The 25,154-nt window shown below is 59.9% G+C and carries 24 protein-coding genes; 7 read left to right on the top strand and 17 right to left on the bottom strand.

All coding sequences use genetic code 11. The features are described 5' to 3' along the window. Nucleotides 1–328 precede the first annotated feature (328 nt). Together mprF and ACEN2T_RS25625 are read left to right on the top strand one after the other, a co-directional pair. The gene (gene mprF, locus ACEN2T_RS25630) at nucleotides 329–2,971 is read left to right on the top strand and encodes a bifunctional lysylphosphatidylglycerol flippase/synthetase MprF (RefSeq protein WP_032890807.1); all 2,643 of its coding nucleotides are present in this window, start codon (nucleotides 329–331) and stop codon (nucleotides 2,969–2,971) included. Beyond that, nucleotides 2,971–4,251, top strand: a complete 1,281-nt coding sequence (locus ACEN2T_RS25625) for a virulence factor family protein (RefSeq protein ID WP_095185797.1) — start codon at nucleotides 2,971–2,973, stop codon at nucleotides 4,249–4,251. The genes mprF and ACEN2T_RS25625 overlap by 1 nt, the downstream gene beginning before the upstream one ends. A gap of 137 nt (nucleotides 4,252–4,388) precedes the next feature. On the opposite strand, the gene recJ is transcribed toward ACEN2T_RS25625, so the two are convergent. Together recJ and ACEN2T_RS25615 are read right to left on the bottom strand one after the other, a co-directional pair. Further along, nucleotides 4,389–6,098, bottom strand: coding sequence for a single-stranded-DNA-specific exonuclease RecJ (recJ, locus tag ACEN2T_RS25620; protein WP_122753149.1), 1,710 nt, complete (start codon nucleotides 6,096–6,098; stop codon nucleotides 4,389–4,391). Between the two features lie 96 nt (nucleotides 6,099–6,194). After that, nucleotides 6,195–6,737, bottom strand: coding sequence for a YaeQ family protein (locus ACEN2T_RS25615; RefSeq protein WP_032890801.1), 543 nt, complete (start codon nucleotides 6,735–6,737; stop codon nucleotides 6,195–6,197). A 147-nt stretch (nucleotides 6,738–6,884) separates the two neighbouring features. Between ACEN2T_RS25615 and ACEN2T_RS25610 the strand changes: the two genes are divergently transcribed. Beyond that, nucleotides 6,885–8,084 carry a CaiB/BaiF CoA transferase family protein gene (locus ACEN2T_RS25610; RefSeq protein ID WP_122753150.1) on the top strand — a complete coding sequence of 400 codons (1,200 nt, stop codon included), beginning with the start codon at nucleotides 6,885–6,887 and terminating at the stop codon, nucleotides 8,082–8,084. 16 nt (nucleotides 8,085–8,100) lie between these two features. Beyond that, a complete protein-coding gene (locus tag ACEN2T_RS25605) occupies nucleotides 8,101–8,970 on the top strand; it encodes a TIGR02285 family protein (RefSeq protein WP_442117767.1) in 870 nt (289 codons plus the stop codon). 170 nt (nucleotides 8,971–9,140) lie between these two features. Here the strand turns inward: ACEN2T_RS25605 and ACEN2T_RS25600 are convergent, their stop codons facing one another. From ACEN2T_RS25600 to ffh, 11 genes are all read right to left on the bottom strand, one after another. Beyond that, nucleotides 9,141–9,425 (bottom strand): DUF3509 domain-containing protein, encoded by a 285-nt coding sequence (locus ACEN2T_RS25600; RefSeq protein ID WP_401384434.1) that lies wholly within the window; start codon nucleotides 9,423–9,425, stop codon nucleotides 9,141–9,143. A 314-nt stretch (nucleotides 9,426–9,739) separates the two neighbouring features. After that, nucleotides 9,740–11,149: a threonine synthase gene (gene thrC / locus ACEN2T_RS25595; RefSeq protein ID WP_442117766.1), complete on the bottom strand. Its 1,410-nt coding sequence runs from the start codon at nucleotides 11,147–11,149 to the stop codon at nucleotides 9,740–9,742. 66 nt (nucleotides 11,150–11,215) lie between these two features. After that, complete coding sequence (locus ACEN2T_RS25590; RefSeq protein ID WP_032890791.1) at nucleotides 11,216–12,520, bottom strand: homoserine dehydrogenase; 1,305 nt, start codon at nucleotides 12,518–12,520, stop codon at nucleotides 11,216–11,218. 129 nt (nucleotides 12,521–12,649) lie between these two features. Beyond that, nucleotides 12,650–13,381, bottom strand: coding sequence for a thioredoxin fold domain-containing protein (locus ACEN2T_RS25585; RefSeq protein WP_003175893.1), 732 nt, complete (start codon nucleotides 13,379–13,381; stop codon nucleotides 12,650–12,652). Between the two features lie 144 nt (nucleotides 13,382–13,525). Continuing rightward, the gene (xerD, locus tag ACEN2T_RS25580) at nucleotides 13,526–14,422 is read right to left on the bottom strand and encodes a site-specific tyrosine recombinase XerD (protein WP_032890789.1); all 897 of its coding nucleotides are present in this window, start codon (nucleotides 14,420–14,422) and stop codon (nucleotides 13,526–13,528) included. 78 nt (nucleotides 14,423–14,500) lie between these two features. Beyond that, on the bottom strand, nucleotides 14,501–14,914 hold the full coding sequence (locus ACEN2T_RS25575) for an acyl-CoA thioesterase (protein WP_032890787.1): 414 nt from the start codon (nucleotides 14,912–14,914) through the stop codon (nucleotides 14,501–14,503). A gap of 82 nt (nucleotides 14,915–14,996) precedes the next feature. After that, nucleotides 14,997–15,347 (bottom strand): 50S ribosomal protein L19, encoded by a 351-nt coding sequence (gene rplS, locus ACEN2T_RS25570; protein ID WP_003175895.1) that lies wholly within the window; start codon nucleotides 15,345–15,347, stop codon nucleotides 14,997–14,999. A gap of 45 nt (nucleotides 15,348–15,392) precedes the next feature. Further along, entirely contained in the window at nucleotides 15,393–16,166 is a 774-nt protein-coding gene (gene trmD / locus ACEN2T_RS25565) for a tRNA (guanosine(37)-N1)-methyltransferase TrmD (RefSeq protein WP_024077235.1), read from the bottom strand. Further along, a complete protein-coding gene (gene rimM, locus ACEN2T_RS25560) occupies nucleotides 16,148–16,684 on the bottom strand; it encodes a ribosome maturation factor RimM (protein WP_053135622.1) in 537 nt (178 codons plus the stop codon). Before rimM ends, trmD begins: the two co-directional genes overlap by 19 nt. A 5-nt stretch (nucleotides 16,685–16,689) precedes the next feature. Beyond that, nucleotides 16,690–16,941: a 30S ribosomal protein S16 gene (rpsP, locus tag ACEN2T_RS25555; protein WP_003175899.1), complete on the bottom strand. Its 252-nt coding sequence runs from the start codon at nucleotides 16,939–16,941 to the stop codon at nucleotides 16,690–16,692. A gap of 250 nt (nucleotides 16,942–17,191) precedes the next feature. Beyond that, on the bottom strand, nucleotides 17,192–18,568 hold the full coding sequence (gene ffh, locus ACEN2T_RS25550; protein WP_003193965.1) for a signal recognition particle protein: 1,377 nt from the start codon (nucleotides 18,566–18,568) through the stop codon (nucleotides 17,192–17,194). Nucleotides 18,569–18,801: 233 nt separating this feature from the next. Between ffh and ACEN2T_RS25545 the strand changes: the two genes are divergently transcribed. The 3 genes from ACEN2T_RS25545 (at nucleotide 18,802) to ACEN2T_RS25535 (ending at nucleotide 22,398) form a co-directional block, all read left to right on the top strand. After that, nucleotides 18,802–19,614, top strand: a complete 813-nt coding sequence (locus ACEN2T_RS25545) for a cytochrome C assembly family protein (RefSeq protein WP_032890784.1) — start codon at nucleotides 18,802–18,804, stop codon at nucleotides 19,612–19,614. Between the two features lie 12 nt (nucleotides 19,615–19,626). Continuing rightward, nucleotides 19,627–20,865, top strand: coding sequence for a transporter associated domain-containing protein (locus tag ACEN2T_RS25540; protein ID WP_099602734.1), 1,239 nt, complete (start codon nucleotides 19,627–19,629; stop codon nucleotides 20,863–20,865). 222 nt (nucleotides 20,866–21,087) lie between these two features. Beyond that, entirely contained in the window at nucleotides 21,088–22,398 is a 1,311-nt protein-coding gene (locus tag ACEN2T_RS25535; RefSeq protein WP_032890781.1) for an MFS transporter, read from the top strand. A 128-nt stretch (nucleotides 22,399–22,526) separates the two neighbouring features. Here the strand turns inward: ACEN2T_RS25535 and purT are convergent, their stop codons facing one another. The 4 genes from purT to ACEN2T_RS25515 form a co-directional block, all read right to left on the bottom strand. Next, nucleotides 22,527–23,708, bottom strand: coding sequence for a formate-dependent phosphoribosylglycinamide formyltransferase (purT, locus tag ACEN2T_RS25530; protein ID WP_003193969.1), 1,182 nt, complete (start codon nucleotides 23,706–23,708; stop codon nucleotides 22,527–22,529). 69 nt (nucleotides 23,709–23,777) lie between these two features. Next, entirely contained in the window at nucleotides 23,778–24,245 is a 468-nt protein-coding gene (locus ACEN2T_RS25525) for a VUT family protein (RefSeq protein WP_032890779.1), read from the bottom strand. A gap of 165 nt (nucleotides 24,246–24,410) precedes the next feature. Continuing rightward, the gene (locus ACEN2T_RS25520; protein ID WP_032890777.1) at nucleotides 24,411–24,626 is read right to left on the bottom strand and encodes a DUF1289 domain-containing protein; all 216 of its coding nucleotides are present in this window, start codon (nucleotides 24,624–24,626) and stop codon (nucleotides 24,411–24,413) included. Further along, nucleotides 24,623–25,147 (bottom strand): gamma carbonic anhydrase family protein, encoded by a 525-nt coding sequence (locus ACEN2T_RS25515; RefSeq protein ID WP_442117765.1) that lies wholly within the window; start codon nucleotides 25,145–25,147, stop codon nucleotides 24,623–24,625. Before ACEN2T_RS25515 ends, ACEN2T_RS25520 begins: the two co-directional genes overlap by 4 nt. Nucleotides 25,148–25,154: the final 7 nt, after the last annotated feature.

The raw sequence follows: 25,154 nt of genomic DNA, 5'->3' as shown, positions 1-25,154 counted from the left end.
TCTGGTAGCTCGTCGGGCTCATAACCCGAAGGTCGTCGGTTCAAATCCGGCTCCCGCAACCAAACATCAAAAAAGGCCACTCGAAAGAGTGGCCTTTTTTGTATCCGGTGAAAAAGTTCTTCTGAAACAATGGGATGGCATCTTTCATGAAACCGTACACGGTTTGTAGAGTCCATCTCATCGCACGCTATGCTTACTCCTCTACGACCAAGGGCCGCTGTCGCCGCCCCCGGTGATACGCGTTAATATTTGTAATTATTTTGTCCATAGGGATTGGTAACTTGGCTGGATACCCCCATCCTGTCGCGCACAATCCACGAGGTGATTGATGCGCGCCAACTCGTCTGAACCACAAGACACCGTCACAGCAGAACAACCGATCACGCCTACCCGATTGCGTTGGCTGGATCTGATCAGCAAGTACCGGCAACCCCTCGGGCTGGCGGTCACCCTGTTGCTGTTCGCCATCGCCTTGATCGCTTGCCGCCACCTTCTGCTGGAACTCGACCTGTACGCACTTCACGACTCGATCCTGGAAGTGCCCAAACCTGCACTGCTGGGAGCATTTGCCGCGGGCGTCGCAGGGTTTGTCATTCTTCTCGGCTATGAGTTCTCCGGCGCACGCTATGCCGGCGTGAAGCTGCCCGCCAAGACACTGGCCCATGGCGGCTTCACCGCCTTTGCCATTGGCAATGCGATTGGCCTGTCGATGCTCTCCGGCGGCTCGGTGCGCTACCGTTTATATGCACGCCATGGCATCGGGGCCTCGGAAGTCGCCCATATGACTGTGTTCGCCAGCCTGGCCCTGGGCTGCGCCCTGCCCCCGCTGGCCGCACTCGCGACACTGAGCAACCTACCTGCAGCGTCGACCTACCTGCATCTGTCGCAAGGCCTGCTCGGCGCGATTGCCGGTGCCGTGCTGCTGTTGTCGGCCGCGCTGTGTATCGGCATTTACCGCCGCCGCTTGCCGGAGCAACCTTACCCGGACAACCTGCTGGTCAAAGTCGGCCGTCGCACCCTGCGCCTGCCCGGCCGGCGCCTGACGCTCCTGCAATTGGTCATCACTGCCCTGGATGTCGCCGCCGCCGCCACTGTCCTCTATCTATTGCTGCCAGAAGCGCCGCCCTTCGGTCCATTCCTGCTGGTTTACCTGCTGGCTCTCGCCGCTGGCGTGCTCAGCCACGTACCGGGCGGAGTCGGGGTGTTCGAAGCGATCCTGCTCGCCGCGTTTGCAGACAAGCTCGGCGCCGCACCACTGGCCGCTGCCCTGCTGCTGTATCGGATGATCTACGTAGTGTTGCCGCTCCTGATCGCGTGCGTGTTCCTGCTGATCAACGAGGCGCAACGACTATTCCAGACCCAGCAGAGCCTGCGCGTGGCCTCAGGTCTGGCGGCGCCAGTGCTGGCCGTACTGGTTTTTTTGTCCGGCGTGGTCCTGCTGTTTTCAGGCGCCACGCCAGAGATCGATTCACGCCTGGAAAACATCGGGTTCCTGATTCCCCACCGCCTGATTGATGCCTCGCACTTTGGTGCCAGCCTGATCGGTGTACTGTGCCTGTTGCTGGCCCAGGGCCTGCGTCGACGTTTGTCGGCGGCCTGGATGCTGACCATGGTGCTGCTGCTGGTGGGCGCCCTGCTCTCGCTGCTCAAAGGCTTCGACTGGGAAGAAGCCAGCCTGATGACCATGACGGCGGTGCTGCTGGCGATCTTTCGCCGCTCGTTCTACCGCGCCAGCCGCCTGACAGAACTGCCGTTCTCACCGCTGTACCTGGTGTCCAGCGTCTGCGTGCTGGGTGCCTCGATCTGGCTGCTGCTGTTTGCCTATCAAGATGTGCCGTACAGCCATCAACTGTGGTGGCAGTTCACCCTCGATGCCAACGCCCCACGCGGCCTGCGCTCATTGCTGGGAGCCGCCGTGCTGCTGGTGATCGTATCGCTGACCTGGCTGCTGCGCACCGCCCGCCCGGTGATTCACCTGCCGACCCCGGATGAGCTGGAGCGCGCCTCGAAGATCCTGATGGCTTCGTCCCAACCCGACGGTGGCCTTGCGCTGACCGGTGACAAGGCGCTGCTGTTCCACCCCAACGACGAAGCCTTCCTGATGTATGCCCGTCGCGGCCGCAGCCTGGTGGCCTTGTACGATCCAATTGGACCGACCCAGCCAAGGGCCGAGATGATTTGGCAGTTCCGCGACCTGTGCGACATCCACCACGCGCGTCCGGTGTTCTATCAGGTACGGGCAGAGAACCTGCCCTACTACATGGACATCGGCCTAACCGCGATCAAGCTGGGCGAAGAGGCGCGCGTCGACCTGAAACGCTTTGACCTGGAAGCCAAAGGCAAAGAGATGAAGGATCTGCGCTACACCTGGAACCGTGGCACCCGGGACGGTCTGTCCCTGGAGATCCATGAACCGGGTACGGCGCCGATGGATGAATTAAAAGTCATCTCGGACGCATGGCTTACCGGTAAGAATGTGCGCGAAAAAGGGTTTTCCCTGGGACGCTTCAGTGACGACTACCTCAAGCATTTTCGGATTGCGATCATTCGCTTCGAAGGACGCCCGGTAGCCTTCGCCAATTTGCTTGAGACTTACAATCACGACCTGGCCAGCCTCGACCTGATGCGCGCCCATCCGGATGCGCCCAAGTTGACCATGGAATTCATGATGGTCGGTCTGATTCAACACTATAAGAGTCACGGCTACGCCCGTTTCAGCCTCGGCATGGTGCCGTTGTCGGGCCTGCAACCGCGACGCGGCGCGCCACTGACCCAGCGTTTGGGTTCGATGGTGTTCCGTCGTGGCGAGCAACTGTATAACTTCCAAGGTTTGCGCCGCTTCAAAGACAAGTTCCAGCCAGACTGGGAACCCCGTTACATGGCCGTGCCCGCAGGACTTGATCCGCTGGTGGCACTGGCCGATACCGCCGCCCTGATCGCGGGTGGCTTGACTGGATTGGTGAAACGCTGATGATTCGACGCTCCTGGCGGTATGTATTGGCCTTTGTAGTGCTGCTGGCCCTGGTTCTGGGTGGCGGCTTTTGGTATTTGAAACGCCCTGCCCCGCAGCCGACCCTGGAGCAACTGCCCCAGGCCGATGGCTCGGTAATGACCCGCGTGACCCCGGCCGGCAACCCGAAAGCCCGTGTGGCCGTGGCGGTAATGGCCGACGAAACCCTGACCGATAGCCAGTTGTTAACCCTGAGCCAGGGTGGCAAAGCGCAGATCGTCCAGGTGGTCTTGCCAAAAGATGACTGCAAGCTGCAGGAACAAGCGCTGCAAAGCGCCTTGAGCCAGCTCAAGGGCCCAGCGACGCTGGTCAGCGGCATCGGCCCTGGCGCGGCGCTTGCCTGGCGCTGGCTGGCCACTCAGAACGACGACAAGGCCAATGCCATCTCTGTTGGCTTCGCTCTGGCGCAGGAAGGCTGCAAAGATCCACTGCCGAAAACTGCAGAGCACGGCAACTGGCTGGTGGCGTGGAATGACAACCCTGACGACGAAAGCGCCAGTTTCGTACGCGATACACCACGCGCCACAACCAGCATCAGTGACTACGACATTCACTACCCGCAAGTACTGAACAACGAACTGCGCAAGCAACTGGTGGGTTCGGATAACGGTGGCCTGGCGATTCCCGTGGTGGAAGTCCCGGCAGGCCAGGCTAAGGACACCGTGACCCTGTTCCTCTCCGGGGACGGCGGCTGGCGGGACCTGGACCGCGACGTGGCCGGTGAAATGGCCAAGATCGGCTACCCAGTGGTCGGCATCGATACCCTGCGCTACTACTGGCAGCACAAGACGCCGGAACAAAGCGCCAAAGACCTGACCGAGCTGATGCAGCACTACCGGCAAAAGTGGGGCACCAAGCGCTTTGTGCTGACCGGCTATTCGTTCGGCGCCGACGTGTTGCCAGCGATCTACAACCGCATGCCGGAGAACGAGCAACAGCGCGTCGATGCGATCATCCTGTTGGCCTTCGCCCGCACCGGTAGCTTTGAAATCGAAGTGGAAGGCTGGCTGGGCAACGCCGGCAAAGAAGCCGCGACCGGCCCGGAAATGGCCAAGCTGCCGCCTGAGAAAGTGGTGTGCATCTACGGCGCCGAAGAAGTCGACGAGAGTGGCTGCACCGACAAGACCGCCGTGGGCGAGGCTGTGAAGCTGCCCGGCGGGCATCACTTCGATGAGAACTACCCGGCGCTGGCCAAGCGGTTGGTGGATATCATCGTCAAGCACCAGGCCAAAAGCGAATAACCCCAGGCCTTACACAAATCAAAATGTGGGAGGGGGCTTGCCCCCGATAGCGGTAGGTCAGTCACAGCATTGTTGACTGACACTCAGCTATCGGGGGCGAGCCCCCTCCCACCGTTGTTTTGCGGTGTTAATAAAATCTAGCGCGGTTCGATGTGGGCAATCATCAACTGCACGGTTTCATTCCCACGAAACTCGTTCACGTCCAGCTTGTAGGCCAACTCCACCCATCGCACGGTCGGATTCGGCCAGACCTCACGGTCCACGCCAAAGGCGATGCCATCGAGCTTCACTGACCCGCATTCGCTCTTGAGCACCACTTTCAGGTGCCGCTCCCCCACCACACGTTGCTCCACCAACTGAAACACCCCGTGAAACAGCGGCTCGGGGAAGTGCTGCCCCCAAGGACCGGCGTGCCGCAGGGCGCGGGCCAGCTCCAGGTGAAACTCCTCAACCGCCAGTGTGCCGTCGGACAACAGGCGACCGGTGAGGTCTTCTTCACGCAGTTGACGACGCACTTCGGCATCAAAAGCTTCGGCAAACAGAGGGAAATTCGCCTCTGGCAATGTCAGACCCGCCGCCATGGCATGGCCGCCGTACTTGGCGATCAGAGTGGGATGCTGGCTAGCAACCACCGCCAGCGCATCACGGATGTGAAAACCCGGCACAGAGCGCCCAGAACCCTTGAGCAGGCCATCACCCGCATCGGCGAAGGCGATGGTCGGGCGGAAATAACGCTCTTTCATGCGCGACGCCAGAATGCCGATCACGCCTTGGTGCCATTCAGGGTCGAACAGGCACAGGCCATAGGGCATTGATTCCACCGGCAAGTCCTTGAGCTGGGCCAGAGCCTCGCGCTGCATACCTTGCTCGATGGATTTACGGTCCTGGTTCATGCCGTCCAGTTGCGCCGCCATTTCCCGCGCCGCCGCGAAATCCGTGGTGAGCAGGCATTCGATACCCAGGCTCATGTCGTCCAGGCGCCCGGCGGCGTTGAGCCGCGGCCCGAGAATAAAGCCCAGGTCGGTGGAGGTGATGCGCGCCGCATCGCGCTTGGCCACTTCAAGGATCGCCTTGATCCCCGGCCGCGCGCGACCTGCGCGGATACGCTCCAGGCCTTGGTGCACCAGGATGCGATTGTTGGCGTCCAGCGGCACCACGTCGGCGACACTGCCCAGGGCGACCAAGTCGAGCAGATCGCCGATATTCGGCTGCGGCTTGTTCGCGTACCAGCCCAGCTCACGCAACCGCGCGCGCAGCGCCATCAGCACGTAGAAAATCACGCCAACACCGGCCAACGCCTTGCTCGGAAACTCACAGCCCGGCTGGTTAGGATTGACGATGGCGTCTGCCGCCGGCAACTCGTCACCGGGCAAGTGGTGGTCGGTGACCAACACCTGCAACCCCGCCGCCTTCGCTGCGGCCACGCCTTCGACGCTGGAGATGCCGTTGTCCACGGTAATCAGCAACTGCGGCTCGCGCTGCAGGGCCACGGCAACAATCTCCGGCGTCAGGCCGTAGCCGTATTCAAAGCGATTGGGCACCAGGTAATCGACATGGGCGGCACCGAGCAAACGCAGGCCCAGGGTGCCTACAGTGCTGGCGGTGGCGCCATCGGCGTCGAAGTCACCAACGATGAGGATGCGTTGGCGTTGCTCCAGGGCCGTCACCAAAAGGTCTACGGCGGCGTCGATGCCCTTGAGCTGTTGATAGGGAATCAAGCGCGCCAGGCTTTTATCCAGCTCGGCCTCGGACTGCACCCCGCGTGCGGCATAAAGACGGGTCAACAGCGGTGGCAATTCACCGAGAAATGGCAGGACAGCGGGCAACGGACGAGGATCAATACGCATGGGGTGATGGGCGCTTCTCTTTGATACGACGGTTAAACGACAACGCTGAAGGCAACACGGAGCACATGTGGAAGGGGCAAGCCCTCCCCGCAGTATTCAACCGCGCTCGCCGACCAGCCATTGCAGTTGCACTTCATGCTGGCCACGGTCATCAGTGACGAAGATCGTGCCTTCGCTGATCATCACGTCCCACTTGATTACGCGGGGCATGTCCTTGGCCAGAACCTCCAGAATCTCCTGGGGCACCGCAGCGATGTGTACGTTTTTCAGATTATTCGCCACCGGCACCACTTTGCCTTCCCATACACGCAGGCTGCCATAAGCCAGCAGGCTGGTACGTTCAGTACGGCGCGAGCACCAGGTCAGGCGGTCGGCATCGGGCTGGCCGACTTCGATCCAGTGCAAAACCCGATCATCCAGGCTTTTTTCCCACAGGGCTGGTTCGTCTACATCTGACAGGCCACGACCGAATGCCAATTGCTCATTGTAAAAAAGGGCGTAGGCCAGCAGGCGCACGGTCATGCGCTCTTCAGTTTCCGAAGGATGGCGGGCGATGGTCTGTTTGACGCTCTCGTACACCGAACGGTCGAGGTCGGTGAGGTTGAGTTCGAATTTGTAGGTCGTGGACGGCTGGGCCATGAACGGGCTTCTAGAGACAGGGAAAGGCGGCCAGTCTAACTGATGGTGGTGCCATTCAACGAATCCTGCGCTGTTTCACGCTTATCCCTGGCCGCTCGCCTATGTTAAAAGGCATCACACACCCGCTCCGCGCAGACAAGGATCCCCATGTCGTTTAATGCCAAACCGCTTGCCGGCCTGAAAGTCATCGAACTCGGCACCCTGATCGCCGGCCCGTTCGCTTCGCGTATCTGCGCTGAATTTGGTGCAGAAGTGATCAAGGTCGAATCCCCGAATGGCGGCGATCCGCTGCGCAAATGGCGCAAGCTGTACGAGGGCACCTCGCTGTGGTGGTTCGTGCAGGCACGCAACAAAAAATCCCTGACGCTGAACCTAAAGCACCCGGACGGTCTGGAGATTCTCAAGCAACTCCTGACGGACGCCGACATCCTCATCGAGAACTTTCGCCCCGGCGTACTGGAGAAACTCGGCCTGAGCTGGGAAACCCTGCACGCGCTGAACCCGAAACTGGTGATGGTGCGCCTCTCGGGCTTTGGCCAGACCGGACCGATGAAAGACCAGCCGGGGTTCGGTGCCGTCGGTGAATCCATGGGCGGGCTGCGTTACATCACCGGTTTCGAGGACCGCCCGCCGGTGCGCACAGGGATTTCCATTGGCGACTCCATCGCTGCGTTGTGGGCAGTAATCGGTGCACTGATGGCGCTGCGTCATCGCGAAGTGAATGGCGGCGTAGGCCAAGTGGTGGATGTGGCGCTGTATGAAGCTATCTTCGCCATGATGGAAAGCATGATTCCTGAGTTTGACGTGTTCGGATTCATCCGTGAGCGCACCGGCAACATCATGCCCGGCATTACACCGTCGTCGATCCATACCAGCGCGGACGGCAAGCATGTGCAGATCGGCGCAAATGGGGATGCAATCTTCAAACGGTTTATGAGTGCCATTGGCCGTGAAGACCTGGCGAATGATCCGCAGTTGGCGAGCAATGACGGGCGTGATACCCGCCGTGATGAGCTGTATGGCGTGATTGATCGTTGGGTCAATTCGCTGTCACTGGAGCAGGTGGTGGAGCAACTGAACAAGGCCGAGGTACCCGCCAGCCGGATCTACAGCGCCGAGGACATGCTTGGCGATCCGCAATTCCTGGCGCGGGAGATGTTCCTCAAGGCGCAACTGCCAGGCGGCAAGGACTTCAAGATGCCGGGCATCGTGCCCAAGCTGTCGGACACGCCCGGGAGCTGCGAGTGGGTCGGGCCGCAGTTGGGCGAGCACACCAACGTGCTGCTTAACGAGCTGGGTTACGACGCGGCCGCGATCACCCGGCTACGTGAACAAGGCGCGATCTGATGGCGCACTCGCAATAATGGCGCGGCGTTGGCTCCTGGGTGTTTGTGCACCGTTGCTCGGGCTTCTGCCGCTGTCTGCCAAGGCAGCGGACACCTTGACCTGGTTAATCCGCGACCTGCCCCCGATGACCATCCTCGACGGCCCGCAAAAGGGCCAGGGCGTCATCGACGAATTGCTGCCGATGCTGATGGAGCGCCTGCCCGAGTACCAACACAAGATTTTGCACGTTAACCGTGCACGCGGCCTGCAGATACTTCAGACCCCCGCACTGACCTGCGACCCCACCATGCTATGGACCGCAGAACGGGCCAAGTGGGTGGTGTATTCGCGCCCGGCTTTTTCAATGGTCAGTAATGGGGTGGTGGTACGTCAGGACCGCCGTGACGTGCTCGCGCCGCTTGTCGCACAGCAAAGGGTGGACCTCGCGGCGCTCCTGCTGGATAAGCGCGCACGCCTGGGCGTGGTGGCCGAGCGCAGCTACGGGACGCTCATCGATGAAATGCTGGACCAAACGGATGCGCACACACGCGTGCTGCACTACGGAAACGACGCCCTGGGCAGCCTGCTGCAAATGCAGCGATTGGGTCGCCTGGAAGCCGTGCTGGGCTACTGGACTGAAATTCGCTATCACGCCCTGCGCCAGGGGATTGATCCGCTGACCTTGGCGTTCTATCCGATTGCTGGCGTCATGCCCTACCAGCGTGTGCATATCGGCTGCTCCGATACGCCTGAGGGCCACCAGGCAATTGAACACATCAACCAAGTGTTGAACGCGCTGCCCCAGGCTCAACTACTGCACGCCTATGCCGCCTGGCTCGACCCGGCGCTGCGCGCGCAGTACCTGACCGACCATCTCCAGTTTTACCAAGACGCGCCTATGCCCTGACAAATCGCGGGCAAAAAGAAACCCCGAAGCGTGGGGAGACACTTCAGGGTTAAACGTGGCCAACAAAGACCAGTACAGCAAGCCACAAACACCGGAGCACAATGTTTGCTCTTGCTGTTACAAAATCTGACCGGCCATGCCGTAGGAAGTTTCCATCGATGAACAATTCTTCATGCGCGGGCAATGCCACGGGTCTGGGCGGCATTGCGTAAGGCGGCGATGACCGAGGGTTCCAATCGGCCTTCTGCAATTTTGATGTCACGCAGCAGGCAGTCCACTACGTCCACCAGCACGCGTTTATCCATCAATTGAGCACGGTCAACTTCACGCTCGACCACAATAGCGCCAGTAGGATTCTTTACTGTCACCAAGCACTCGTCCTGAACACCCGAAGTGGTCAGCGTAACCTGATAAGGGGTCAGTGCTTCTTCGAGCAATAGGCTGATACTTTCCATCTCGATCACCACTCAATAGTTCGGGAACAATCGTTTCAACGGGAACTGCATCTATCCTAAGTGACTGGTTATGACGTAGGAAAGTTCGCTTTTTCGTATTTACGGGGGTTACCGGGGGATGAGGTTTCCAGCATGCGCTTGCAATATGACAAGCAAAAAACGGCGATACATAAATGCTTGCGCAATGGGCGGTGGTTTGGGGTTTGGCCAGGCGCTATCGCAGGTCGCCCCTTTACTTCATGAGCGCTGCCAAAAAACAAAAAACGCCGCTGACCCAGCAAGGGAAAGCGGCGTTTTTGTGTACGCGGTCTGCCTTACAACGGCTTACCACGATTGCCGTGCTGGCTGACAAACGCCTGCACCGCTTTCAAGTCATTGGCCAACACCGTGCAACGCTCTTCGCGCTCGAACAGGTCGGTCAAGTGCACCGGCAGCTCCAACGCCTTGCCGACACCGGCTTTCTCCACCGCTTCCGGGAATTTGACCGGGTGCGCGGTACCGAGGATCACCATTGGAATATCCAGGCTGCGACGGCATTCGCGGGCGGCCTTCACACCGATGGCGGTGTGCGGGTCGAGCAGTTCGCCGGTCTGGGCATAGACTTCGGCGATGGTCTCGCAGGTCTGTGCATCGTCCACGGCCAGGGAGTCAAAGAGCTTGCGGGTTTCGGTCCAGCGCTCCTCATCAACGCTGAAACCGCCGCCGCTCTTGAAGGTGTCCATCAAGCCGGCAATCGCCGAACCGTTGCGACCGTGCATGTCGAACAGCAGGCGTTCGAAGTTCGACGAGACCATGATATCCATGGAAGGCGACAGGGTAGCGTGCAGGGTTTCCTTGACGTACTGATTGCCGCTCATGAAGCGGTGCAGGATGTCGTTGCGGTTGGTGGCGACGATCAACTGATTGATCGGCAGGCCCATGTTACGCGCCAGGTAACCGGCGAAGATATCGCCGAAGTTGCCGGTCGGCACCGAGAACGACACCGAACGCGCCGGGCCGCCCAACTGTAGGCATGCGTGGAAGTAGTAAACGATCTGGGCCATGATCCGCGCCCAGTTGATCGAGTTCACCGCGACCAGGCGGGTGCCCTTGAGGAAGCTCTGGTCAGCGAAGCTGTTCTTGACCATTTCCTGGCAGTCATCGAAGTTGCCTTCGATGGCGATGTTGTGGATGTTCTCGCCAAAGATGGTGGTCATCTGACGGCGCTGCACTTCCGACACACGCTTGTGCGGGTGCAGGATGAAGATGTCGACGTTTTCGCAGTGCTTGCAACCTTCGATGGCGGCCGAACCGGTATCACCGGAGGTAGCGCCGATGATCACCACGCGCTCGCCGCGCTTCTCCAACACATAATCCAACAGGCGACCGAGCAGTTGCAGGGCAAAGTCCTTGAACGCCAGAGTCGGGCCGTGGAACAGTTCCAGCACCCACTCATTGCCGTTCAGTTGGCGCAACGGAGCGATGGCGCTGTGGGAAAACACGCCGTATGTTTCTTCCAGAATCTTCTTGAAGTCCGCATCTGGAATGCTGCCGGTGACGAATGGACGCATCACTCGGAACGCCAGTTCGTGGTACGGCAGCCCGGCCCAGGAGGCGATTTCTTCCTGAGTGAAGCGTGGCAGGTTTTCCGGCACGTACAGGCCGCCGTCAGTGGCAAGGCCTGCCAGCAAAACGTCTTCGAAATTCAGGGCCGGTGCCTGGCCGCGGGTGCTGATGTAACGCATGACTGGCTCCTCTAAAACATTCTCGAACAGAGGCCGCCGAACGCGCGGGGCCCCTGGAACAATCGGTTAGTTCAGGTGTTCAACACGAATACGAACGACCGGGCCGACAACGCCTTGCAAGGCTTCCAGCGCGGTGATGGCGTCGTTGATGTGCTGCTCAAGCACGCGGTGGGTCAGCAGGATCATCGGCACCTGGCCATTTTGCTCCTCGACTTCCTTCTGCATGATCGACTCGATGTTGATACCGCGCTCCGACAGGATGCTGGCGACCTGGGCCAACACGCCCGGATGATCCTTGGCCTGGATGCGCAGGTAGTAGGCGCTTTCGCACGCTTCGATAGGCAGGATTGGGTGGGCCGACAGTGAATCAGGCTGGAAGGCTAGGTGCGGGACGCGGTTTTCCGGGTCGCTGGTCATGGCGCGAACCACGTCCACCAAGTCGGCGATCACCGAGGAAGCGGTCGGCTCCATACCAGCGCCGGCGCCGTAGAACAGCGTGGAACCCGCAGCGTCACCGTTGACCATCACTGCGTTCATCACGCCGTTGACGTTGGCGATCAGGCGATCGGCGGGGATCAGCGTCGGGTGCACACGCAGCTCGATACCAGCCGGGGTGCTGCGCGCTACGCCAAGATGCTTGATGCGGTAGCCCAGGGCTTCGGCGTAGTTCACGTCGGCCGTGGTCAGCTTGGTGATGCCTTCGGTGTAGGCCTTGTCGAACTGCAGCGGGATACCAAAGGCGATGGACGCCAGGATGGTCAGCTTGTGGGCCGCGTCGATCCCTTCCACGTCGAAAGTCGGGTCGGCTTCGGCGTAACCCAGAGCCTGGGCTTCTGCCAGCACGTCTTCGAAGGTACGGCCCTTCTCACGCATTTCGGTGAGAATGAAGTTACCGGTGCCGTTGATGATGCCGGCCACCCAGTTAATACGGTTGGCGGACAAGCCTTCACGGATCGCCTTGATCACCGGGATACCACCGGCTACTGCGGCTTCGAACGCTACGATCACGCCCTTCTCACGCGCCTTGGCGAAGATCTCGTTGCCGTGCACGGCGATCAGCGCCTTGTTGGCAGTGACCACGTGCTTGCCGTTCTCGATGGCTTTGAGCACCAGCTCACGGGCAACGGTATAGCCGCCTACCAGCTCGATGACGATATCGATCTCCGGATTGGTGGCCACGGCGAAGACATCGTTGGTAATCGCAATACCGGTCGTTTCGAACTGAGGCTTTGGCGAACGCGTGGCAATTTGCGCCACTTCAATCCCGCGCCCTGCACGGCGGGAAATTTCTTCAGCATTACGCTGAAGTACGTTGAAGGTGCCGCCACCGACGGTCCCTAAACCACAGATGCCTACTTTGACCGGTTTCACTGAAGAACTCCCCATGAAACGGCCGACGCTAGGTCGGCCGTGGAAAACAGCCGCACAACTGCGGCTTTCAATTAATGACCCGTTGACTGATCAACGAGCCATGATCGTCAAAGGTTCGACGATGCTGGTTTATTTGGCACTCAGCGCCAGTTTGGCAACTTGTGGCGCCGGCTGGTAGCCCGGAATAACCTGGCCGTCAGCCAAAACGATAGCCGGTGTACCGTTCACGCCAATGGACTGGCCCAATGCGAACTGCTTGGAGACCGGATTGGCGCACTTGGCAGCCTTGATTTCCTTTCCGTCGACCATCTTGTCCATGGCCGCTTTCTTGTCGGCCGAGCACCAGACCGCCTGCAATTGCTCGTCACCCGGCGAACCCAGGCCCTGACGCGGAAACGCTACGTAGCGCACTTCCACACCCAGCTTGTTCAACGCAGGCACTTCGGCGTGCAGCTTATGGCAGTACGGGCAGGTGGTGTCCGTAAACACGGTAATGTGAGTCTTGGTCTCGCCGATGGCCGGGTACACCACAGTCTCGGCCACCGGAATGCCATTGATCAATTTGGACACGCCCAGACGCTCGGCTTTCTCAGTCAGGTTGACCGGCTTGCCGTCTTTCAACTGGAACAGGTAACCCTGGACGATGTACTGGCCATCGGCACTGGCGTACAACACGCGGCTACCCTTGAGCTTGACTTCATACAGGCCGGCCATCGGGCTGGCGCTGATGCTTTCGATCGGGGTATCAAGTTGCAGGTTGGCCAGGCTCTTGCGGATGGTCTGCTCGGCAGCATCATCGGCGACGGCAAAGGTGGAAACCAACGCAATGGCTGCGGCGGCAATAATCTGGGTCAAGCGCATGGGAACTCCTGAAGGCAGATGCAGGGACGGGAAGGAACACCGCTGTCTCTGTAGACACGGGTCGGGACCGTCACCTTTGCTAACCGGCAAAGCCTACCACAGTTGGGCCGCAGGGCAGCCCGCGGCGGGATAAATTGGCGGTTTTCAGCCTCGCGGGTGGTGCTTGGCGTGCATATCCTGCAATCGCGCACGCGCCACATGGGTGTAGATCTGGGTAGTGGATAAGTCGCTGTGCCCGAGCAGCATTTGCACCACGCGTAAATCCGCACCGTGGTTGAGCAAATGGGTGGCAAATGCATGGCGTAGCGTGTGGGGAGACAGGCTCTTGCCAATTCCGGCGACCTTGGCCTGGTGCTTGATGCGATGCCAGAAAGTCTGGCGGGTCATTTGCTCACCGCGCAGGCTGGGAAACAGCACATCGCTGGGGCGCCCACCGAGCAATTCGCCACGGGCATCGCGCATATAACGCTCGACCCACACAATCGCCTCCTCTCCCATCGGCACCAGCCGCTCCTTACTGCCCTTGCCCATCACACGCAGCACGCCCTGACGCAGGTTAACCTGCTCCAGGGTCAGGCTGATCAGCTCGGTAACCCGTAGCCCGCATGCGTACAACACTTCGAGCATAGCGCGGTCACGCTGGCCGATGGCTTCGCTCAGGTCAGGGGCGGCGAGCAAGGCGTCGACGTCGGCTTCCGATAGGGATTTGGGCAATGGCCTGCCCAGTTGCGGCATGTCGACTTGCAAGGTCGGGTCCAGGGCAATCAGCTTTTCCCGCAGCAGATAGCGATAAAAGCCACGTACACCAGATAGAAACCGTGCAGTGGAGCGCGGCTTGTAATTCTGATCCAGGCGCCAGGCCAAGTGATCGAGGATCAGCTCACGGCCAGCGCTGACCAGCTCAAGGTTATTCTCCTGCAGCCAGCCGTTGAACAGCGCCAGGTCACTGCGGTAAGCCTGGCGAGTGTTGTCCGAAAGGCCTTTTTCCAGCCAGAGGGCGTCTAGGAAGCGGTCGATCAGGGGGTGGTCGATAGCAGGCATGAGGGCTCGGGGCTGAAAAGAATAGGGGGATGCTACCGCATGTAGAAGTCGGCTTGCCGGCTCCTACAAAAGGATGTTTCAGTTTGCAAATCCCGGCAGCACAGGTACTGGGCGCTTGTCCGCATCAATCGCGACAAAGCTGAACACGCCCTGGATCGCCTTTTCACGGCCATCGGCACTCATGCTCTCGACGAACACTTCCACCTCAACCTTGAGACTGGTGTTGCCGACCTTGATCACACGGCCGATCAGCTCAACGATGGAACCCGCCGGGATCGCATGATTGAAGTCGATGCGGTCGGTAGAAACCGTCACCAACGGCAAACGGCAAAAACGCGTGGCGGTGATGAACGATACTTCATCCATCCAGGCCAGTGCAGTGCCGCCGAACAAGGTGTTGTGGTGGTTGGTCGTCGGCGGGAATACAGCCTTGGTCACATGGGTGACAGAGAGGTCAGTACGGCGCTGAATTTCTTCGAGGCGAGTAGTCATGGGCAAATACCGGAAAATGGACAAATTTCAGGCACAAAAAAGCAGCCCGTAGGCTGCTTTTTTCTGCATCGGAAAGCTGGACTTAAGCCAGTTTTTCCTTGATGCGAGCTGCTTTACCGGACAGGTCACGCAGGTAGTACAGCTTGGCTTTACGTACGTCACCGCGACGCTTAACGGCCATGCTGTCGATTTGCGGGCTGTAGGTCTGGAAAGTACGCTCTACGCCAACACCGTTGGAGATTTTACGAACAGTGAAAGCACTGTTCACACCACGGTTACGCTTGGCGATTACCACGCCTTCGAACGCTTGCAGACGCGAACGGTCGCCTTCCTTCACTTTCACCTGAACGACAATAGTGTCGCCCGGGGCAAAGGTAGGGATCTCTTTGGTCATCTGCTCTGCTTCGAGTGCAAGGATGATTTTGTTAGTCATGCTGTGCTCCTAAGGTAAGTCAATGGACCTACCATCGATACGTTGTTAACTATCGTCCCGCGCGAGGATGTATTCCTCGAGCAGCTTCTTCTCTTCTCCAGAAAGCGAGCGGCTTTCCAGAAGATCGGCGCGTCGTTCATAGGTCCGACCAAGGGACTGCTGTAAACGCCAACGCCGGATGTGTGCGTGATTGCCACTTAGCAATACGTCGGGAACACGCTGATCCGCATACACCTCCGGACGGGTGTAGTGCGGGCAATCCAGCAAACCATCCGTGAAGGAATCTTCCTCCGCGGAGTCCGCATGCCCTAAAGCTCCAGGCAGCAGTCGTGTAACCGCATCTATCAGGACCATCGCCGGCAGCTCGCCGCCAGACAGGACATAGTCCCCAATCGACCACTCTTCATCGACATGAGCCTCAATAAAGCGCTCGTCAATGCCTTCATAGCGACCGGCAATCAGGATTAATGCTTCCTCATTCGCCAGTTCGCGTACCGCCGCCTGTTTCAGCTGACGGCCTTGAGGGGACAGGTAAATTACCTTCGCCTTCTCCCCAGCAGCTGCCTTGGCCTGAACCAACGCGTCTTCCAGGGGCTTGATCTTCATCACCATGCCCGGGCCACCGCCAAATGGGCGATCGTCCACAGTGTGATGTCGATCCGTCGTGTAGTCTCGCGGGTTCCAACAGGTGAGCTGCAACAGCCCCTGTTTCACCGCCCGACTGGTGATGCCGTACTCGCTGATGGCGGAAAACATCTCGGGAAACAAACTGATCACTTCAATGCGCAAATTAGCCACGCTTAGAAGTCCGCGTCCCATTCCACCTTCATCTCGCCCGCTGCCAGGTCAACAGCCAACACGCATTGCTCCGTATAGGGCAACAAGCGTTCGCGATCATCCAGGCTGCCAGCACAAGGCTTGACCACCATTACATCATTGGCGCCGGTTTCCAGAAGATGATCGATTTTCCCGAACAATTGCCCGAGTTGATCAATAACCTTCAGACCTTCCAGCTGGTACCAGTAGTACTCGCCGTCGGTCAATTCAGGGAACAGGTTGCGCGGCACGCAGATCTCATAACCAGCCAGAAGACGAGCTTCTTCACGATCATCAAGACCCTTGAGCTTCGCGACCAGGAACTTATCGCTCCCACGCCCACTGACCAGCTCGACCTGTTTCACACTACCTTCGCGCTTGAGCGTCCAGGTTTTGTACTGCAACAGGTTTTCTGTCGGATCAGTAAAGGAATACACCTTCACTTCGCCGCGAACGCCATGAACAGAATAAATCTTGCCGATAACGATCAAATCATCAGCAACAGCTGGCGTCGCGTTCATATTGCTCAGGCTGCGGCCTTAGCCGAGTCCTTCAACAGTTTTGCAACGCGCTCGGATGGCTGTGCGCCAACGCTCAGCCAGTAGGCTACGCGCTCTTGGTTCACGGACAGACGAACTTCTTGACCACGAGCAACAGGGTTGAAGAAACCAACCTGTTCTTTGTGCGAACCGTCGCGCGGGTTGCGGCTGTCGGTTACGGTCAAGTGGTAAAACGGGCGCTTTTTGGAGCCGCCGAGGGCAAGACGGATTGTTAGCATGTGAAGATCGTTCCTGTAGTCGGTGCTGCAAATCTAAATGCACAGCGGGCATAGGTGCCCGAAAGGCCGCATATTCTAAGGAATATCCGGACTTTTGCAAATGTCTTTTTCTGGCGCCTATCAGCGTGCCATTCAGATCTGCTATAGAGCCGTCGTTTAAAACGGCAGGTCAGCCCCCGCCAACGGCGGGTTTGCTGGAGATCCCACATCCCTGTGGGTCGGAGCGCAAGCAAACTTGCGCTCGAATTCTTTACATTTTCGGCATGCCGCCGCCGGGCAACATACCGCCCATGCCGCGCATCATCTTGGCCATTCCGCCTTTGGCGGAGAATTTCTTCATCATCTTCTGCATCTGCTTGTGCTGCTTGATCAAGCGACCGATGTCCTGCACCTGGGTGCCGGAACCCATGGCGATCCGACGCTTGCGCGAACCGCTGATCAGCTCAGGGTCGCGGCGCTCGGCCGGGGTCATGGAGTTGATGATGGCTTCCATCTGCTTGAACTGCTTCTCTGCCGCGCCTTGGGCATTGCCCATTTGCGCCAGGTTCACACCGCCGATGTTCGGCAGCTTGTCCATCAGGCCGCCGAGGCCGCCCATGTTCTTCATTTGTTGCAGCTGGTCGCGGAAGTCTTCGAGGTCGAAGCCCTTGCCCTTCTTCAGCTTCTTGGCCAGTTTATCGGCCTTGTCCTTGTCGAGGGTGGCTTCGGCCTGTTCGATCAGGCTGAGCACATCACCCATGCCGAGGATACGCGAGGCGATACGCTCAGGGTGGAACGGTTCAAGCGCTTCGCTCTTCTCACCCATACCGATGAACTTGATCGGCTTGCCGGTAATGGCGCGTACCGACAGCGCAGCACCGCCACGGGCGTCGCCATCGACCTTGGTCAGGATCACGCCGGTCAGCGGCAGCGCATCACCGAAAGCCTTGGCGGTGTTAGCCGCATCCTGGCCGGTCATGGCGTCGACCACGAACAGTGTCTCGACCGGATTGATCGCGGCATGCAGCGCCTTGATCTCGCCCATCATCTCTTCATCAATGTGCAGGCGACCGGCGGTATCGACGATTACGACATCAATGAACTTGAGCTTGGCCTCTTTAATAGCTGCGTTGGCAATGTCGACTGGCTTCTGGCTCAGATCGGACGGGAAGAAGGTTACGCCCACTTCGCCCGCCAGCATTTCCAACTGCTTGATGGCCGCCGGACGGTACACGTCGGCCGACACAACCATTACCGACTTCTTCTTGCGCTCTTTAAGGAAGCGCGCCAGCTTGCCGGCGGTGGTGGTTTTACCCGCACCTTGCAGACCGGCCATCAGCACGACGGCCGGTGGCACGGCGCTGAGGTTCAAATCTTCGTTGGCGGCGCCCATCAGGCTTTCGAGTTCGGCCTGGACGATCTTCACAAAGGCCTGGCCCGGGGTCAGGCTGCGGGACACTTCAGTGCCGACCGCACGCTCCTTGACCGAGTTGACGAAGTCCTTGACCACAGGCAAGGCCACGTCGGCTTCCAGCAACGCCATGCGTACTTCACGCAGGGTGTCTTTAATATTGTCCTCGGTCAGCTTGGCCTTGCCGGTTACGTGGCGCAGCGTCTGCGAGAGACGGTCAGTCAGGTTTTCAAACATGCGCGATCCTTTCAGGCCCTATTCATCGAAATGCATTGTAGACCGAGGTAATGGCGGCCCAGGCTGTGGTAAATCGCTATTAAAAACAGCGCTCGGCGAGCCTGCGGCGTGGGCAGGTCGCGGATTATAGCGAAGACTGCGCCCATGCACACCCGCTGTCTGGTCCGGGAGTCTTTCGTGGAACGCAGGTGTATGCCAAACTCAGCGCCTTTCGGGCTTGTCTATCAGGATTTATGGTCCCCTTGTCACCCAGTTTGCTACCCAGTCTCGCCGCCGCCCTCTTATATGCCGCTGCGACCTTCTATCAGGGCACTCGTCTTGCCCAAGGCACCAAGGCGGACAAACGCCTGCTGGTCGGCCTGGGCGTACTCGCCCTGCTGGCTCATGCCGCGAGCCTGTTCACCCACCTGATGACGCCGGTCGGCCTGGGCCTGGACTTTTTCAGTGCCGCCAGCCTGATCGCTGCAGCGGTCATCGCGCTGACGCTGCTGGCCTGCTACCGGATCCCCGTTGAGAACCTACTGGTCCTGCTCTTCCCTCTGGGCGTACTGACGGTGCTACTGGCGCAGTTCGCGCCCACCGGCACGGTGCAGGTGATTGACGAAGAACCCGGTATCCTCGCCCATATCCTGCTGTCGATCCTGGCCTACGGCATGTTCACCATCGCGGTGTTCCAGGCCCTGCTCCTGCTCCTGCAGGATCACCAGCTCAAGCACAAGCACCCCTCCGGCCTGATCAAGAATTTCCCTCCGCTGCAAACCATGGAAAGCCTGCTATTCGGTTTCCTATGGGCCGGCTGGACGCTGCTCTCGCTGTCGCTTATCTCCGGCTGGTTGTTCGTCGAGAACCTGTTTGCCCAGCACCTGGTGCACAAGACCCTGCTGGCGTGCCTGGCCTGGGTGGTGTTCAGCGTGTTGCTGTGGGGCCGCAATCGCCTCGGCTGGCGCGGGCACAAGGCGATCCGCTGGACCCTGGCCGGTTTCTGCCTGCTGATGCTGGCCTATTTCGGCAGCAAGCTGGTTCGCGAATACATCCTGCATATTTGACGGGCAGCAATCATGGACAACTTGCCCCTTGGGCCGATGCTCGCGGTAATCGCCTTGCTGGTGTTATGGGCGGCGCTGTTTACCGCCATCGAAGCCGCACAACAACACCTGCTGGCCCTGCGCCCCGGTACACGTCAGGGCGACAAGGCTGCCGCCCGCCTGAGTTTCCCGCGCCACAGCCTGATCCTGTGCAACAGCCTGTGCCGTGCGGCCGTGGTAATCCTCTGCACCCTGCTGGCGATTTATGCCTGGGCACAGAACGGCCCGTGGCTCGGCTGGCTGATCTCCTGCGCTGTTCTACTGATCCTGGCCGACTACCTGCCACGCGCCCTGGCAACCCGCCATCCGCAAGCGGTGCTGGGCTTCGGCAACACGCTGCTGGGGGTGCCATTGAAAATCCTCTATCCCGCCGCCTGGCTGCTCAATGGCATCAGCCTGTTGCTGCTACGCCCGTTTGCCCGAAAGCCCGGCGTGGTGAAAAACAGCGACGAGCCACAGCCCGACCACGACGATGAGCCGCAGCCCGAGGCCGACGACAGCCGCACCCCTCGCATGCCGGGCATCCACGCCTTGGACAACATCACCGTCAATGACATCCTGGTACCCCGCAGCGAAGTGGACGGTATCAACCTGGATGACTCGATCGAAGAAATCATCGAGCAACTGCGCACCTCACCGCGCACTCGCCTGCCGGTGTTCCACAGTGACATCAATCAGGTCGAAGCCGTACTGAACACCCGGCTGATCCAGCATCTGCTGCCGGACGCCAGCCTGACCAAGGAAGCCTTGCTCGAGGCCTCCTACGAACCCTACTTCGTACCGGAAAGCACGCCCCTTCAGCTGCAATTGCTGAACTTCCACAAACAGCAGCGGCGCCTGGGCATGGTGGTGGATGAATATGGCGAAGTGCTGGGCATCGTTACCCTGGAAGACATCCTCGAAGAAATCGTCGGAGAGTTCGAAAGTGAACAGGGTACGGACAACCCGCATATCGAAGCGCAGCCCGATGGCCGCTACATCATTGATGGCGCCGCTTCGATCCGCGAACTGAACAAGAGCCTGGGATGGCACCTGCCAAGCGACGGCCCCAAGACGCTCAACGGCCTGGTGACCGAAGCCCTGGAGACCATTCCGGATTGCGCGGTGTGCCTGAAGATCGGCCGCTACCGCCTGGAAATCCTCGAAACCGAGGACAACCGGGTGAGCAAGGTACTGATCTGGCACACCAGTCGAGTGCCGGTGGCCGTTTAATCCGCTTGTTCGATGCGCAACCCCCTTCCTATAATCGGGTCGGCTTACCCAAGCCCCGCCCGACCGTGTGCTATCCGCACTGAGCGCGTCCAGGCACCGCAGCATCCTGTCTGACCGGTGTACGCTCCCATCCCGAGCCGCCCCGCGCACAACCCTGATCCAGGGGTGTTCGACCAATAATAATCCGCGTCCAAACGCGCAATGACTGTCAGGGATAACTCAATGAGCACCACCTATAACGAGGCTGCGACCGCCGCCCCAACCAACTCGACTGCACGAGTCGCCACCGCGAGCATCGTCGGTACCGCCATCGAGTTCTACGACTTCTATATCTACGCCACCGCCGCTGCCCTGGTGATCGGCCCGGTATTCTTCCCGCAAACCTCCGGCACCGCGCAGATGCTGGCGTCATTCCTGACCTTCGGTATCGCCTTTATCGCCCGCCCACTGGGTTCAGCGCTGTTCGGCCACTTTGGCGACCGTATCGGCCGCAAGTCGACGCTGGTGGCTTCACTGCTGCTGATGGGCGTGTGCACCACGTTGATCGGTTTGCTGCCCGGCTATGACAGCATCGGGGCCTGGGCGCCGATCCTGTTGTGCGTGCTGCGTTTCGGCCAGGGCCTTGGCCTGGGCGGGGAATGGGGCGGCGCGGCGCTGCTGGCTACCGAGAATGCGCCAAAGGGCAAACGCGCCTGGTTCGGCATGTTCCCGCAGCTTGGCCCATCGATCGGCTTCCTGGCCGCAAACGGCTTGTTCCTGATCCTGGCCATGAGCCTCAACGACGAGCAATTCCGTAGCTGGGGCTGGCGCATCCCGTTCATCCTCAGCGCAGCACTGGTGATGGTCGGCCTGTACGCGCGGTTGAAATTGCATGAAACCCCGGTGTTCGCCAACGCCGTGGCCAAGGAAAAACCGGTAAAGGTGCCGCTGGTGGAATTGTTCAGCCAGCATTGGCTGCCGGTGCTGCTGGGCGCCGCATCGATGGTGGTGTGCTATGCGCTGTTCTATATCACCACGGCGTTCTCCCTGAGCTACGGCGTGTCGACCTTGGGCTACAGCCGCGAGACATTCCTTGGCCTGCTGTGCTTCGCGGTGCTGTTCATGGGTTTGGCCACACCGTTGGCTGCCTTGGCCAGTGATCGGTACGGGCGCAAGCCGGTGCTGATCGTCGGCGCAGTCCTGGCGATCCTGTCCGGCTTCACCATGGAGCCACTGCTGACTCATGGCTCGACCTGGGCCGTGGCACTGTTCCTGGCGCTGGAGCTGTTCCTGATGGGTGTGACCTTCGCACCGATGGGCGCCCTGTTGCCAGAGCTATTCCCAACCCGCGTGCGTTATACCGGCGCTTCGGCGGCGTATAACTTGGGTGGAATTGTGGGCGCTTCGGCGGCACCGTTTTTCGCAACCAAGCTGGTGGCGATGGGCGGGCTCAGTTATGTCGGCGGGTATGTGTCGGCGGCAGCGTTGCTCAGCTTGATTGCTGTGCTGTGCCTGAAAGAGACGCGGGATAATGATTTGAACAAGGTTGCCTGATAGACCGCTATCGGCGGCAAGTCGAATCGTCGCACCGCCCCTCCCACATTTTGAGCGCATTTCTACAGATTAAACGCGGTCAAGTGTGGGAGGGGCGGTGCGAAGATTCGATTTGCCCCCGATGCTTTCTAGAGCTCTACCACAACCGCCTGGGAAGCACGGGTTGCCTTGGCCCGAGCCGCTTCAATCGACTCATCCCGCGCCAACGCCACGCCCATGCGGCGCTGGCCATTCACTTCTGGCTTACCAAACAGACGCAACGCGGTGTCCGGCTCGCTCAGTGCAGCGCCGAGGTTGGCGAATGCGGTCTGGGTCGACTGCCCTTCCACCAGAATCACCGCCGAGGCCGAAGGCCCGAACTGGCGAATCAACGGGATTGGCAAGCCCAGAATGGCGCGCGCGTGCAGGGCAAACTGCGATAGATCCTGGGAAATCAAGGTCACCAGACCCGTGTCATGCGGGCGCGGCGACACTTCGCTGAACCACACCTGATCGCCCTTAATGAACAGCTCCACGCCAAACAGACCACGGCCACCCAAGGCTTCGGTCACGGCTTTGGCAACGCGCTCGGATTCCGCCAGGGCAACCGGGCTCATGGCCTGTGGCTGCCAGGATTCCTGATAGTCGCCCTTCTCCTGACGGTGGCCGACTGGCGCGCAGAAGGTGGTGCCGCCGATATGGCGCACGGTCAGCAAGGTGATTTCGTAGTCGAAGTCGATAAAACCTTCGATGATCACGCGGCCTTTGCCAGCCCGCCCGCCTTCCTGGGCGTAATCCCAGGCCTTCTGCACATCGTCAGCGCTGCGCAGCAAGCTCTGGCCTTTGCCCGACGAGCTCATCACTGGCTTGACCACGCACGGGAAGCCCAGATCCTGGACGGCCTTGCTGTAGTCTTCAAAGGTGTCGGCAAAATGGTACGGCGAGGTCGGCAGGTCCAGCTCTTCGGCGGCCAGGCGACGGATACCTTCGCGGTTCATGGTCAGCGACGTGGCGCGCGCGGTCGGGATCACGGTGAAGCCTTCGGCTTCCAGCTCCACCAGGGTAGCGGTGGCGATGGCTTCGATTTCCGGCACGATGAAGTGCGGCTTTTCCGCTTCGATCACCGCACGCAGGGCGGCGCCGTCGAGCATGTTGATCACATGGCTACGGTGGGCAACCTGCATGGCCGGCGCATTGGCGTAGCGATCCACGGCAATCACTTCAACGCCCAGGCGTTGCAGTTCGATCACCACTTCCTTGCCCAGCTCACCGCAGCCACACAGCAAAACGCGGGTCGCGGTTGGCGACAATGGAGTTCCGATTCGGGTCATCTCAGGTCCTCAGGGGAGCGGATCATGGGGAGAAAGGCCGGCATTTTACATGAACTGTAAAAATTGGCCTCAGTTGGCGACGGCCCGCTTGCGGATACGCCAGGCCATGATCAGCCACACCACCGTGACCCCGGCGAATTTCGATGCCAAGGCCGTACCCACCACCGCCGGCGTCAGCGCGCCGATCAGGCCGAAGAAGATAAACGTGTCGAGGGGAATGCTCAGCGCCGAACTTATCCACAGGCGATCGTGGAGCGGGCGCTTGGTGATGCTGAACACCAGCCAGTCGATGCATTCGGACACCGCGAATGCCGTGGCACTGGCAAGGGCAATGGCAGGGTCGGAAGTGACGTAGGACAGTACCAGCGCCGCCAACATGGCGATGATCGCACCGTGGCCGAAGCGGGTTTGCACCATGTCGCGCAGAATAAATACCAGGCCACCCCAGGCGGACCAGATCACGTCAAGGTGCGGGGCGGTGGAGAAAGCGAAGTTGATCAGCACGACGCTGCTGATGTAGGCGATCAGGAAGAGCATGGGGCGAGAGACCTGTGAACAAGGGGCACAGGGTACTTCACATTTTGAAATATGTCGTCTGGGAGGGCCTCATCGGGGGCAAGCCCCCTCCCACATTTTGACCGTATTGCTACAGATTAAACGCGGTTAAGTGTGGAAGGGGGCTTGCCCCCCGATGGCGATCTATCAGGCGCCGGATTTACCAGAAGCCATAAACACCAGCCCAGCCGCCACCGCTCGCTCGTGGCACAAGCCCAACACCACCCGGCGTTCGGCGTTGTCCATGCGGCTCCAGCGCGTGATTTCATCCACGGTGCGCTGGCAGCCGGTGCAGATGTCGTCATCATCCAGCGCGCAAATGCTCACGCACGGCGAGCCAACGGGGCGTTCAATCGGGTTCATTCTTGCTGCTCAGCCAGGTCGCGGGCATAGCGCTGTGAGTTATGCACATAGTGGGCGGCGCTGGCTTCGAGCATGCGCTTCTGGGCGTCGGTCAACTCACGCACCACTTTGCCCGGCGAGCCCATCACCAGCGAACCATCGGGAATTTCCTTGCCTTCGCCAATCAGCGAGTTAGCGCCAATGATGCAGTGCTTGCCGATTTTCGCGCCGTTGAGGATCACTGCATTGATGCCGATCAGACTGTAATCGTCCACGGTGCAGCCGTGCAGCATGGCGTTATGGCCGATGGTCACGCCCGTGCCCAGAGTCAGCGGATAGCCCATATCGGTGTGCATCACGCTGCCGTCCTGCACATTACTGTTCTTGCCGATCAGGATCATTTCGTTGTCGCCACGCAATACCGCGTTGAACCAGACGTTGGCGCCCTCTTCCAGCTTGACCTTGCCCACCAGCGTGGCGTTCGGCGCCACCCAGCTGTTGGGATGCGTCTCGACGCGGGCGTCGCCCAGGCGGTATTTCATGGTGTGT

This window comes from Pseudomonas sp. W22_MBD1_FP4 (genome assembly GCF_052113765.1).
GTDB classification, from domain to species: domain Bacteria; phylum Pseudomonadota; class Gammaproteobacteria; order Pseudomonadales; family Pseudomonadaceae; genus Aquipseudomonas; species Aquipseudomonas sivasensis.
Note: the sequence above shows the minus strand (reverse complement) of the source record. Positions and strands in the feature narration are given on the sequence as shown.